The 12,178-nt window shown below is 56.9% G+C and carries 13 protein-coding genes; 5 read left to right on the top strand and 8 right to left on the bottom strand.

The features are described 5' to 3' along the window. Nucleotides 1-676, top strand: a 676-nt coding sequence (locus DJ70_RS04330; RefSeq protein ID WP_143420929.1) for a Fic family protein, incomplete at its 5' end; no start/stop codon positions are given. A gap of 120 nt (nt 677-796) precedes the next feature. Here DJ70_RS04330 and DJ70_RS04325 read toward each other — a convergent pair. Continuing rightward, nucleotides 797-2,212, bottom strand: a complete 1,416-nt coding sequence (locus tag DJ70_RS04325) for an ATP-binding protein (protein WP_094530486.1) — start codon at nt 2,210-2,212, stop codon at nt 797-799. Between the two features lie 368 nt (nt 2,213-2,580). Here DJ70_RS04325 and DJ70_RS04320 point away from each other — a divergent pair, with 368 nt between their 5' ends. The 3 genes from DJ70_RS04320 to DJ70_RS04310 all read left to right on the top strand — a co-directional run bounded on the left by DJ70_RS04320 (nt 2,581) and on the right by DJ70_RS04310 (nt 5,769). Continuing rightward, on the top strand, nt 2,581-3,357 hold the full coding sequence (locus tag DJ70_RS04320; protein ID WP_094530485.1) for an ABC transporter ATP-binding protein: 777 nt from the start codon (nt 2,581-2,583) through the stop codon (nt 3,355-3,357). Further along, on the top strand, nt 3,354-4,964 hold the full coding sequence (locus DJ70_RS04315) for a hypothetical protein (RefSeq protein ID WP_094530483.1): 1,611 nt from the start codon (nt 3,354-3,356) through the stop codon (nt 4,962-4,964). The genes DJ70_RS04320 and DJ70_RS04315 overlap by 4 nt, the downstream gene beginning before the upstream one ends. Before the next feature lie 106 nt (nt 4,965-5,070). Beyond that, entirely contained in the window at nt 5,071-5,769 is a 699-nt protein-coding gene (locus DJ70_RS04310; RefSeq protein ID WP_233139247.1) for a transcriptional regulator, read from the top strand. A 100-nt stretch (nt 5,770-5,869) separates the two neighbouring features. Here the strand turns inward: DJ70_RS04310 and DJ70_RS04305 are convergent, their stop codons facing one another. The 7 genes from DJ70_RS04305 to DJ70_RS04275 all read right to left on the bottom strand — a co-directional run bounded on the left by DJ70_RS04305 (nt 5,870) and on the right by DJ70_RS04275 (nt 11,680). Beyond that, on the bottom strand, nt 5,870-6,307 hold the full coding sequence (locus DJ70_RS04305; protein ID WP_233139248.1) for a hypothetical protein: 438 nt from the start codon (nt 6,305-6,307) through the stop codon (nt 5,870-5,872). Next, complete coding sequence (locus DJ70_RS04300; protein ID WP_094530479.1) at nt 6,307-7,140, bottom strand: ParA family protein; 834 nt, start codon at nt 7,138-7,140, stop codon at nt 6,307-6,309. Before DJ70_RS04300 ends, DJ70_RS04305 begins: the two co-directional genes overlap by 1 nt. Before the next feature lie 274 nt (nt 7,141-7,414). Beyond that, complete coding sequence (locus tag DJ70_RS04295) at nt 7,415-7,699, bottom strand: AbrB/MazE/SpoVT family DNA-binding domain-containing protein (protein ID WP_179233959.1); 285 nt, start codon at nt 7,697-7,699, stop codon at nt 7,415-7,417. A gap of 123 nt (nt 7,700-7,822) precedes the next feature. Continuing rightward, nucleotides 7,823-9,187: a restriction endonuclease gene (locus DJ70_RS04290; protein ID WP_094530477.1), complete on the bottom strand. Its 1,365-nt coding sequence runs from the start codon at nt 9,185-9,187 to the stop codon at nt 7,823-7,825. Between the two features lie 67 nt (nt 9,188-9,254). Continuing rightward, the gene (locus tag DJ70_RS04285) at nt 9,255-9,881 is read right to left on the bottom strand and encodes a winged helix-turn-helix domain-containing protein (protein WP_094530475.1); all 627 of its coding nucleotides are present in this window, start codon (nt 9,879-9,881) and stop codon (nt 9,255-9,257) included. A 70-nt stretch (nt 9,882-9,951) separates the two neighbouring features. After that, complete coding sequence (locus tag DJ70_RS04280; RefSeq protein WP_094530473.1) at nt 9,952-10,638, bottom strand: nucleotidyltransferase domain-containing protein; 687 nt, start codon at nt 10,636-10,638, stop codon at nt 9,952-9,954. A gap of 121 nt (nt 10,639-10,759) precedes the next feature. Further along, the gene (locus tag DJ70_RS04275; protein WP_094530471.1) at nt 10,760-11,680 is read right to left on the bottom strand and encodes a helix-turn-helix transcriptional regulator; all 921 of its coding nucleotides are present in this window, start codon (nt 11,678-11,680) and stop codon (nt 10,760-10,762) included. 192 nt (nt 11,681-11,872) lie between these two features. On the opposite strand from DJ70_RS04275, the gene DJ70_RS04270 reads away from it, so the two are divergent. Next, the coding region (locus tag DJ70_RS04270; RefSeq protein ID WP_179233957.1) for a type IV toxin-antitoxin system AbiEi family antitoxin domain-containing protein at nt 11,873-12,178 on the top strand (306 nt) is incomplete at its 3' end.

Raw genomic sequence — 12,178 nt, 5'->3', positions numbered from 1 at the left:
TCCTGGCACCATCCGAGATACCCCTGTCATCATCGGTCCGAACCAGAACCCCGAGGACGCACAGTTCATCCCGGCCCCCCACGTGTCGATGCTCCTCGATCAGCTCATCGCGTACAACCGGATGGATAACTACCCGCCGCTCATCGATATCGTCCTCTCTCATTACCAGTTCGAGACGATCCACCCGTTCCGCGACGGGAACGGCCGATTCGGACGGCTCCTCATCATGCTTCAGTTGTACGACGCTGGCTTGCTTGATGAGCCGTACCTGTACTTGTCTGCGTATTTCAACCGAAACCGGAGCGAGTACTTCGACAAACTGTTGCGCGTCAGCAGAGACGGGGCGTGGGACGAGTGGGTACGATTCGCGTTGACGGCGATCCGCGACCAAGCCCACGACGCCTACGAGTGTGGCCAAGAGCTCTTAGACCTTCGAGGCAGATATCTTGAGCAGTACGAGGACTACCCAGCTGTTCGCGACATCGTCACCCACCTCTTTGAGGAACCGTATCTACAGGCGAGCCGCGCGCAGGAAGCGACTGGTCGGTCGAAGAAGGCCGTCTACAACGCGATTGACATGCTCTCCGGCGACGGGATCATCGATGAAATTACTGGGAAAGAACGTGGGAGGGTGTACCGAGCGCCAGAGATTCTCGCGATCGTCGAAACACCGTAGCTCGATGAGCTTTCCATCAAAATTGTTCCCTAGGATTTCAACGGAGCTAATATCAGTTGTTAGTGTCACCCAAGTTTGTGAGTACAAGATATTATCAAGTAATGGATCTATAAGAGAATATCAAGGATCGACTCTACTCTCGAGAACAGCAACAATGTCGGACAGATCGAAGAGACGGAGATCGTCTCGTTCGTCTGCAGCTTCCTCGACGGATCGGTTGAACCCAGAGCGGCTGAACAAGGCGAATTCATACGTCGGCTCGCCACCACCGGTGGGTGTCCAGTCGATATGGGAGACATCGTCTTCGAGATCCGCGAGCACGTCATAGCCGAGGGGGGTGTTGGTGAATTTCGCTTCGCCAGCGATCAGCGTTGACTCGTCGGTTGGGGCGACAACGTCTATCTCCCGGCTCTTGTACCACCACTGGCTTGGCACCTGTGTGAGCTGGTAGTCTGTATAGAGCGCCGGCACCGCCTGGTGACAGAGCGATTCGAACGTTTCGCTGACAAAGTCGGGCAGTTCCGGCTCGATGAGATCCGCGTAGGCGTTCTCGCCGTAGAGTTCGTACTGACCTCCGCGGCCGTAGAGATACCGGAAGTAAAACCGGAATACGGGATCTCGAATTTGGTACCGAGTCCGCTTGCTGCGCGCCGGGTCAGCAAGCGCCGGATGGTGTTTTTCGATGATCTGGAGCGTTTCCAGCCGGTCGAAGTAGTACGACGTGTTGGTGCTCTCGATGCCGGCTCCTTGGGCGATTTCGTTTCGACTGTGGTTCCCGCTGGCCATCGACTCCAGAAGCGAAAAATACGTGTTTACCTCGGTCAGTTCCATCTGGAGGACTGTTTCGGGCTCGTCGTGGAGTGGGCCATCGGGATCGCACAGCAGCCGCGTGATGTTCTCCCCGAAGCTCTGTGCTGGATCGAGCGGGCTGAGATATCGGGGTGTACCGCCGAAGACGCCATAGACGAACACCCGTTCTTCGGGAGTGTACGTCGGCACAAACTCTTGGATAGAGCGAAACGGGAGCTGGGTGAGTTCGAGGCGGCCATTCGGTGTCTGGGATACCCGACCGTAGAGTGGCGCACCGCCATCGAGGACGTGGGTATGAATCATGCCGATCGCAGAGCCTGTGAGTACGAGTGTTGCCTGGCTCTCGTCGACAGCGGTGTCCCACAGGTGCTGAATGATCGACGGGAGCCCCTCGTTCGATTCGATAAGGTACGGAAATTCGTCGATGACGATAATGGCGTCTCTATCGACGAGGTACGCTAAGAGTGGTTCCCACTCCTCTTTGACAGCCGTAATGTCCGGATAGGTTGTCGCTGCGGCCTCGACGAACCGCCTGAGCTGTGTCGTCGCAGTTCCTTGGACTGCCTGATAGTACACGGCATCGTCGCGGTCAGCAATCGATTGACGGATGAGTTCGCTCTTGCCGATCTGACGACGGCCATAGACAATTGCGAGTTCTGCAGCGCCACTCTCATAGAGAGTCTGTAACCGATCGAGTTCATCGATGCGATTGACAAACTGGTTCATACTTCCTATCGTTGTGGGAGATACATATATGCTCTGAAGTTAGAAATTAGACTATAATAGTTTAAACTATAATATTTCGAACTCTAATACGGTGGGGGAATCATCCGATCTCACTGGCTGTAGGGGCTGTTCACGCCGAACGGCCTAGGCAGAGAGATAACTGTTACAACTTGTTGCTCGGGGGAAAACCGATATTGAAGAAGTCGTGAACGCTTCGTGTCGTTCGCAACTTAACAGAGTTCGGCGGAGCGATCACGCCGCCTATTCGCGTCGCTATCTACCCATGCGGCATCACCCCCGATACGTGTGACCGGAAGATGATTCCGAAACGCATAGACGACTGGTTCGGAAAATGACATCCGTTACGTATGCCCTCCACCCACGACGAATCCGCCATTCTGGCGACCGATCTCCGGAAGAGCTACGGCTCAGAAGTCGCTCTCGACAGTCTCACGCTCGACATCCCGCACGGGACCGTCTACGGCTTTCTCGGCCCGAACGGTGCGGGGAAGACGACGACGATGCGTCTCCTTACCGGTCTCAGCGATCCGGACAGCGGATTGGTACGCGTCTGTGGCGTCGACCCGAGCGACCGGCGTGCGATCGCCGGTCGGGTCGGCTATCTCCCTGAGACGCCGCCGCTGTACGACGAGTTCAGCGCCCGCGAACAGCTCGAATACGTCGCCGATCTTCGCGACATTTCGCGGTCCGTTGCCCGCGAGCGCATCGGCGAGTACCTCGACCAATTCGGGTTAGCCGGTGACGCGGACAGGCGGATCGACGGGTATTCGAAGGGAATGAAACAGAAGACCGCGTTCATACAGAGTGTCCTGCACGAACCGGACGTCCTGTATTTAGACGAACCGACATCGGGGCTTGACCCCCGAGCGGCGCGCACCATCCGGGAATCGATTACCGCGTTCGCCGACGCAGGAACCACGGTGTTCCTCTCAACACACATTCTTCCGGTGGTCGAAGCCGTCGCTGACGAGGTCGGGGTGTTGTTTGACGGGAGACTCGTCACCGAGGGGACGCCTACCGAAGTACAGGCCCGTGCGGAGACTGGCGAGAGTGGATCCCTGGAAGACGCGTTCCTCGCCGTCACCAGCGAACCCGAAACGGGCGCGGCCTCTCGGAGAGAATGAGCCTCCGACAGGACGTTCGCCACGGGCTCCGAATCGGGCGGGCGGAGTTCGTCCGAAGCCTCCGTGGGTACCTCGGAAACCCCCGTCGAGTCCTCGGACTCCTGATCACGGCGCTGTTCTTCGGCGGCGCGCTCCTGTTCGCGCTGCCGACGGCGTATGTGCTTGGGCAAACCGCGCGCTCCGTGACGGCGGTCCCGTTCTTCGCGCCCGCTGCGACGCTCGTTCCTCTCGGTCTCCTGTCGATATCGGTGTTTCGGACCCTCGAACGACTCGGACACATCGACGGTGCGGATTTCGTCCTGCTGGCGGTTCACCCGCGAGCAGTCGTTATCGGGCTCATCACAGCGGAGATGGGACGGCTCTCCCTGTGGTTCGGGATCCCGGTCGGAGCAGTGGTTGTCACGTTCGCACTCGGAATGGGCTCGCCGCTGCTCGTCGCTTCGGCCGGGGCGGTCGCGCTGCCACTCGTCTGCTGTGCCGCCGTCTGGGGGTACGCCGGAGGAATTGCTGTGTTGCGACTCCTGCGGCAACTCCCCAGCCTTCGCCGTCTCCTGAAGGCGGTCGGTATCCTCGCGATGGTCGGACTCGTTGTTGCATCGCAGTTCGCTGGGCAGTTCATCGTCGAATCCGACCTCTCAGTGCAGCGGCTGTTGTCGACAGTAGCGTTCGATCCCCTCGTGGAATACGTTGCGCTCGCGTTCGTCGGAACACCGGTCTCCAGACCGACCTCCCTAGGGGCGGTGGCGGTGCTCGGGGCGTTAATCGCTCTCACGCCGGTAGGTCTCGCCGTCTCGACCAGGCAGGTTTCTACGCTCTGGTTTACCGATCAGGTCGGCAACAACGCGTCGACGCAGGTGCGGCAATCGAGCGGCGGATTCTCTGCCCCACGACCGTTCGCATGGACTAAACCTGGTCGTATCGCGTGGGGAATTCTCGTGCGCGGTCGCCGTGATCCGGCGGAGTTGAGTCATCTCCTGATTGCCGTCTTTTTTATCGCACCGTTCGGGACGATGTTTCTCGAGTTTTCGGGCGACGCCATCGGACCCCTCATCACTGGGGGCGGCGTCGTTCTCGCGACATACCTCTCAGGCGCTACCTTCGGGTTGAACCCGCTCGGTGACGAGCGGCCGCAACTACCGTTCCTCCTTCTTACCGAGACGCCATCCGCGGCTCTCGTCCGTGGACGGCTTCTCGCCGGCGTTGCGATTGGAGTGCCGGTCGTTGTTCTCAGCTCGTTCGTCCCGATCCTTTTCGGGATAACGGTGCTTGAGGCGGTGGCGACCGCCGCCGTCGGAGTTGTGATGTGTCTCGCTGCGGCGATGTTCGCGGTCGGCATCGGCTCGGCGTACCCGATCTACGAGGAGCGCGAGTTTTGGGGGACAGAAACGGTCGTCCCGTCGACGCTCGTCATGATGGTGTACCTGTTCGTCGTGGGTGGCGGAACGGCTCTCGGGCTGTTCGTGACGTGGTTCGCAGTCACCGGAAACGTCGTGTTGACGCCTGTATTCGGCGTGCTCTTCGGTACGTATCTGCTGTTGACGAGCGGCGTTTCGTATGGTTCCTACCGCTATGCGCTCCGGCGGCACCGACGCTATACGCTGGCGTGATCACGCCGTTTCAGATGGGCTGTCCGGCGAGCACACGTTCGCCGTTAAGTCGACCTCATTGCCATGGCAAACGTTCATAGTTTCTAGTTTCGTAACTCTATACAAGATGAGCTACGATACAGAACATGTGCGAAACGCGGGGGACACACCGAGGACGATCACCGGGATCTCTACGTTCACAGAATTACTCCAGAACCCGTCCCTCGCGAGTCTCTATACATCGATTCGGCGGTCTACGGCTGCCACGGGGCCTGAACTCATTGAAACAACGACCGTCTCGAAGAAAACGGTGTACGACTATCTCCATAAACTGGAACAGGCGGGCCTGATCAGCAAGGTTAACGACGATGGCGGGACCGCCGTATACACCGCTGAAGAGTTCGAACTGACATTGACGGTCCGCGAGACGGAAGTCTCGATTACGCCCGAACTTATCGAAGTGATCGCACAGAAAAACGAGTATCCAGCGATCGAGCGGGTTCTCGAAGACCACGGCATCGTCACGTTCGCACTCGCATACGATCTCGTGAAAGCACACAGTGAGGGGAATGTCACAATCCGGCAGATCGCGAGCCTCACAGACCTTTCGGCTGGAACTGCGTATGATCTCGTCGAAGCCCTCTATTCGATTCTCAATCTCGGTGACGACGAGTCGAGCCCGACGACGTACCCCGCTGATATCCAGCAAACAGGTGAAAACTCCACGAGCGACGCACACTCCGAAGCAAGGCAGGACAGTAGTGCCACCGAAGAGCCGGCCCCCGAGGACTGGATCGAGAGTACTGACGACACCGAGCAGGACTAACGACTCGGGATGACCCGACAGAAGGCAGGAAATTAACTTATCGCCCTCCACTTAGGAAGAGCTCGTGAACGTTTCGTAGCGTTCGCAACTCAACAGAGGACTATTCGATATCGTAGCCCCACTCTCGAAGTACGTCGGCGACCTCGTCTAGATGGTCCATTCCGACGAGATACGCCGCCTCTCGGGCGTCAGTGAGTTCGACATCGTCTCCGAGTTGTTCCTCAAGCGCAGGCCGGAGCTCCCGACGTTCCCTCTTCACCGTGTGTTCCGTATAGTGGATCGTCTTGTGGTCCCGATCGTCTTTCACTCCATCGCGACGGTGGATCCACGGTAGCCGGGAAGATTCGTCAGCAGGATGGTCAGGGATGCCTGGTAGCGTCGTCGACGTCGGATCAGGTTCTGGCGTTGTTGATTGCTCATCGAACGGATCACCAGCATCTGTGTCCGTATCCGCGACGTCGTCGACAGGATCATCGTCGGCATCGTCGTCCTCGGCGAACGGATCATCGCCGCTGCCAGATTTCATGCCGTTCGGCATTAGGCACTCACCTCCTCAAGATGGCTGGCGAGTTCGTGTAACTGCTCGAGCGTCTCCATTTCATGATCGCGTTTCCGAGATCGATACTCATTGACGTACGCGAATGCTGTCGTCTGCTTGTCCCAGCAGCCTTCGAACAGCGACGATCGCTCACCAATTGCGACTGGCGCGTCGTACCCCAACTCGCGGATACGCGTCAGGTAGTGTTGTTGGTCCGTCGTCCGTCCAACGCCGTTCGGCACAACCGCGAGGACACCAACGGTGACACCCACCGTCTCTTCGAAGCCCTGAACGACATCTTGTAGCCCCTCTATCGATTGCATCCCTTTCCCTGTCGGTTCCAGCGGGATCACCAGCGAACGGGTTGCGCCAATGGCGTTGTAGAGATGGGGGCCAGCGGTTGCCGGCGGATCGACGACGATCGTATCGTACTTCTCGGGGATATCCGCGTTGAGGAGTACCTGTCGCAGCTGATCGTGGCGCTCGAACTCTTCACCGAGGTCTTCCGCCATTGAGGCAGCGCGAGTAAGGAGATCGGCGAGATTTTCTAGCATATTGTGGCTTGGAACAAGGTCGAATCCAAATGGCGTTTCAAGGATGAGGTCCTCGAATGCGCCCTTTGGTCGGTCGATGAGGTGGCGCGCAATGTTGTCTGCGTTACTGTCATCTCGTGGAGCGTCAACGCCGAGTAAGTACGTTAATGAGCCGTTCTGTGGGTCAAGATCGATTACGAGAACATCGCGATCGTGCTGGCCGTGCGCGTCGGCGAGATTCGACGCGAGCGTCGTCTTCCCGACGCCGCCGGCTTCGCTGTATGTCGTGTACGTGAGCATGTTTTACCTGTTAGACCCATTCGTCATAAATTTGCGTCAGACAAATCAGTTAGTATGGTTAGTTGTACTTTCTAGTACAACTAATAATTTTTGGTAGTTGTACTGAGCAGTATAACTAGTTAGTTTGATTAGTAAGGCCAATGAGTAAGACAGAACAGAAAATACAATAAGGACGTCTAGCAAGAAACACGGAATTTCCCTGTCGATCGGCATCCTGTAACTATCGCGGTGCGCTCCTATCTACCCCGACACAGAACAGATACGGGCCAGTACCTCAACCATTACTGGGATTGTCTGCTCCTTGTTGAACGGCATCTCTATGCTTTTGAGCGATTGGGTTAGATCCTTCAGTAGGTGGGTTCGTTTCTTCTTGGTTCGAGGATGCGCTCTCAACGAGGTGTTCCATCCGGTCGAGAATTTCGGCAGGATTGTCCTTAGGCCTAACAATCGCTCTTCCGTCTTCTTCGCGGACCTTAACCTCTGTACCCGGAGTAATATTAAGACATTCGCGTATCTCCTGTGGGAGAACGATTCGTCCCTTGGAATCGACCTTAGTCATGTTCACACATGTGTTGAGATATACTATAATCATCTGGGTTAAGACGCTGATTCTAGCCTCATTACAGAAACCGTGTGGCCACCACAGATACAGCACTGTCACAGCTCAAAACAGAACAGAGAATTAAATGATGCCAGTAACCACGAGGAGACCGACAATGAGCAGCAACGTCGCGACCACGCTCCCCCCGGCCAGCCACTTGTTCTCGATCACCTTTTGGTGAAGCGGCATCTCGGCGTACTCCTCGCGGAACGCCTCGAGATTCTCCTCGTCGTAGAAGTACTTCGTCTTCAGCGCGAACCGTTCCGTCACCGCACAGCCTATACAGACCGGCTCGCACTCAAGTCGTTCAGTCTTAATATGGTTGTCACAGGCGATAGCCCCACAGTTCGGGCAGTAGGTGTACGTCTCGTCGACGCCGCTCGTCTCGCAGTGGACGCACCGGTGAATCCCGTCCTCTGTAGTGACCCGTGAAGGGCCAGCAGCATAGTATTCGTACGGATACGAATACTCCAGAATTTCTGTCGTCTGCTGAATCTCAGGTAGATACACCGACTCAATCGATCGCACTGAGATATCCGAGAGATTCGGCTCACACGTCTTGTTGTACGTGACGTTGTTGTCGCCGGTGTAGGTCACCGTCGTCGTGTGGTGCTGCTGGAGCCGCTCGACGGCCCACTCCTTGTACTCGGTCTGGGTCTGTCCGAAGCGGCGCTCCTCGACGTCATCGAACATCTCCCCAAACTGTTCGGAGTCGAGTTCGATCCTCGTATGGAAGTTCTCGGTGACCAGTACCGCAACATCTTCGTCGACGACCAGAGGGTGGCCGCGTTCAGCGTGAACCACGAACTGCGTCCGATCGTTGATCCGGTGGATGGCGCCGACGGACGTCTCGACGACAGCGTTCGTGTCGGCGGTAACCGCGACCACCGGTCGGAACGTCACCGCCGAATGCGGTGTCGGAAGGTCGGCGGCCTCGATGTTCTCGATATCCCGGAACGCTTCCTGGACGGGGGCGTCGACGTCAGCTGCCGGGTCGTAGGGACGGAGGGTCTCGTCGCAGAGAATCTCGATGCGACCGTTGTAGAGGTCGAGGCCGATCTCGTCGGCGATCTCCCGGAGGTCCTCGCCATCAAGCAGCTCGATTGGGTGTGGATCGTCGTTCTGCTGGAGACGGTCGGCGTACTCCTGGGCGGGACTCGTGAACCGACCCGTCGTAACGACCATGCCCCGCTTCGGGCCATCGAAGTCGAACGTCGCGATCCCCGAGTGGAGCTTCTGGACGACCGGTCGCCCAACCGTCCCCGTGTGTTTACACTCGACGACGATCGCGCGCCGCGTGCCGTCGACGACCTCCTCCATGATGACATCCCGCCCCTCGTCGGCTGTCTTCTCAGCCTGCCGGACGTTCTCGTAGCCGAGGTTGCGGAAGACATCCTCTATGACATCCTCGAACTCGAATCCCGAGAGCTCGTCTAGAACAGCCATTCGAGAGATACGGGTACTATTTTTCGATGCCCCAATTCGTTTGCGTCGACTGCTGTGATGGACTCAGTCACGACTCGGTATTCTGACGAGGTACTGCCGCGTCATGGTCGCTCTCGAATCCGATGTCATCCGAAATTTCCGGGAAAATCACGTCGAAGTAGGGATCATATTCGTGCCCAACTGCGAGCACGGGCTTCAGCGCGAGGACAATACTGATCGCTTCCCCAGATGGGATACCAAGTGGATCAGCAGCCATTCGCTGGGTGATCTGACCAGCATAATGGAGTCCAGCCTGTCGGACAGCAGCAGCGAGTTTGCCAACACCGTGTCGCTCAACGAAGTATGAGACATCTTCGTCGACTTCTTGGAGTGCAACAGCATGGAGGATCGTCGGCGTCACAACAATCCCGTCAGTTGTGATTCGAACCGGATCTGCGGTCACTTCCACCGGTCGATCTCCCGCCAGAGAGACAATTCCGAGGGCCTCAAGCGTTTCTACGTGATCGTAGACCGTGGTCTTTGGGATATCCAGTGCCGCCTTGATCTCTGGGCGGGTGACCGGCCCGTAATAGCAGGTGTACACATAGACACGCGCCAGTTCTGGATGATCCAATAACCGCCCGACGGTTGCGAGGTGATTGATCCCCGTTTCGAGATCATGTGGGGGTGTCTCCGTGACGGGGTGGGGAGTCATACTCGTTAGTACGAAATCTTTGAACTTTAAATTAGCTCTAGTGAACGAGTTCGCCCAGAGAGCCTCCGGATCACCTATCTCCGTGAAGAATCATACTACGGACGGTGTCAAATTCATCTGTTTGATAGACTGCGATGCCATCGTGAAGAATTTCTTGGAGCTCCTCAGCGTACGTCGGGATTCCTTGGAGAGCCTCAACATCAATATCGAACGCATATCGATCCCCGCCAAACGTGTCTTCCTCAAGTGACTGCCTGATGTGGTTCGCCTGTCGTTGGTTGCTCGCCCGGTCTTCACGAACCAACACCCAGATATCAATATCGCTGCGACGGTCAGCCTCACCGCGAGCAACGCTTCCATACAGAACGACAGCGAGCACGTCATCAAGTTTAGTATGGAGTTGGTCGGTCGCATCCTGTACCGGCGCGTGAAACTCCGACTGGGGAATTCCGAGGAATGGATCGTCTGGGATAGTGAGCCGGTCACGGTTGATCTGGACAAGTCGGCGGGGTCCGTCGTGTTCTTCGATAACGAGATCGTTCTTGGAGAGTGTATTAACCGTCTTGGTGATCGTCGGTCGCGTGTAGCCAATTGCGTCAGCAAGGTCTGTCATCGAAAACGACTCATCGTGATGTCGAGTTAAAAAGAGAAGAATATCTGCTGTCGCATCGCCACTGAGTAAACGGTCGTCTTGGAGTGGTAGATCGATGGATATCTGGATACCGTCAGCAAGAGTACCGTTCGTATCTGTTTTCATTGTAAACTAATTCTAGGCGTTACTATTTGAACCTAATTGCTAAATGAGTTCTCACTAATTGTGAGTGGTGTGGCGTCCAGGACAAGAAATGCCTCTGAGTCCATATAAAATCAAAAATTTGTTACAGGTCAATTTCGTATTCGGCCGCCAGCTTCTGGAACTCGTCCCACTCGGGGAGACGATCGTCCTGGATCTCGCCGTAGGTCTCGAGGTAGCGGAGCAAGGCGTTGATTTCGTCTTCGAGGTCATACTTCGCAGATCGCGTTTGGAGGTCGTTCCCGTCAACGTCGACGTGGCTGAGCAAGAGGAGACAGTACGAACGGTAGCGGCTACCGTTGTCGATCAAGAGCGTGTGACAACACAGCTCCGCCGGCGAGACTGCGTCGAGTTCCTTGGAGTAGACGTAGTAGCGGTGGCCGGTGAGCAGGAACTGGAGATCAAACGCCACAAACCGAGGAAGGCCAGTTTCGTGGAATCCGTCTGCGTCGATCTCCGTCTCGGTTTGAGCGAGAAATTCGTCGTAGTCTTCCCAGAGAATCGTGCCCTTCGAGGCGACGGCTTTGAGGCGTTGGCGATGGAGATGATGGGTGAGTTCACGGGCGAACTTGTGGAGGCGGTCGAAGTCGGCGTTGAACTCGTAGTGGCCGTCGGCCGTCCCGACGAGCCCACGGTCGCGAAACCGCTTGAGGACCCGGTTGACCGTGTTGCGGTAGTTGTCGCTCCGGTCCGCAATCTCGGAGACAGTTCGCGGCTGGTCGAGGTAGTACAGCACCTCGAGTGCCTTGCCGGTCAGTAGCTCGGGGAAGTCAATGTGGGAGTGCTGACGAACGAGGTCCTGGTAGAGTTCGACGGCACGAGCATCCGACGGGACGACTCGTTTTCGCCGGCCATCGCGTTCCGTGTAGACGAGCCCCTTCTCGACGAGGTCGGCGACGGCACGAGAGAGGTAGCTCTCGCTGTGGTCAAGCTTCGTCGCGAGTTCGGAGATCGTGTCGCCGCGGTCGACCGTGGCGAGGGCCTCGAGTTCGATTCGCCGGAGCACGGTGTAACATAGTACGAAACTTGTATATAAAGAAGATTCGAGTAGTGTTAAAGCCAGCAATCGCGAGAACTGTCCCCATCGTCTTAACCAACAAAACTATGGAGTCGTGGGCCGTGTTGGTTAAGAAAGCTAAGAAGGATGAGGCAAGGCTAAAACAGGTCTGAGACAATATTCTATGTGAGAAACGTAGGTATGGATATCATAGAACAATCGCAAAATATACGCCAGGGTCTCTCGACTCGAGAAAGTCGACTCCTTGCACAACTCGCTGGCGCGGGGCACCAGATCATCTCCGTCGATGACATCGAGACGACGTTGGAGGTTCCCCCAAACACCGCCCGCGAGATCGCCTCCCGGCTCACCGAGAAGGGCTGGCTCGACCGACTGTTTCCCGGCCGATACCTCATCATCCCACTCGCAGCCGGTGAAGAGGGCCTGTACACAACCCACGAGTACCTCATCGCTGCCCACGTCGCCGAGCCGATGTACATCGGCTAC

It is taken from the genome of Halorubrum halodurans, from assembly GCF_002252985.1.
Lineage (GTDB): Archaea > Halobacteriota > Halobacteria > Halobacteriales > Haloferacaceae > Halorubrum > Halorubrum halodurans.
Note: the sequence above shows the minus strand (reverse complement) of the source record. Positions and strands in the feature narration are given on the sequence as shown.

Coding starts and splice junctions, on each gene's coding strand:
- DJ70_RS04325 (WP_094530486.1), bottom strand. CDS start 2,212: ATGAACCAGTTTGTCAATCGCATCGATGAACTCGATCGGTTACAGACT.
- DJ70_RS04320 (WP_094530485.1), top strand. CDS start 2,581: ATGCCCTCCACCCACGACGAATCCGCCATTCTGGCGACCGATCTCCGG.
- DJ70_RS04315 (WP_094530483.1), top strand. CDS start 3,354: ATGAGCCTCCGACAGGACGTTCGCCACGGGCTCCGAATCGGGCGGGCG.
- DJ70_RS04310 (WP_233139247.1), top strand. CDS start 5,071: ATGAGCTACGATACAGAACATGTGCGAAACGCGGGGGACACACCGAGG.
- DJ70_RS04305 (WP_233139248.1), bottom strand. CDS start 6,307: ATGCCGAACGGCATGAAATCTGGCAGCGGCGATGATCCGTTCGCCGAG.
- DJ70_RS04300 (WP_094530479.1), bottom strand. CDS start 7,140: ATGCTCACGTACACGACATACAGCGAAGCCGGCGGCGTCGGGAAGACG.
- DJ70_RS04295 (WP_179233959.1), bottom strand. CDS start 7,699: ATGACTAAGGTCGATTCCAAGGGACGAATCGTTCTCCCACAGGAGATA.
- DJ70_RS04290 (WP_094530477.1), bottom strand. CDS start 9,187: ATGGCTGTTCTAGACGAGCTCTCGGGATTCGAGTTCGAGGATGTCATA.
- DJ70_RS04285 (WP_094530475.1), bottom strand. CDS start 9,881: ATGACTCCCCACCCCGTCACGGAGACACCCCCACATGATCTCGAAACG.
- DJ70_RS04280 (WP_094530473.1), bottom strand. CDS start 10,638: ATGAAAACAGATACGAACGGTACTCTTGCTGACGGTATCCAGATATCC.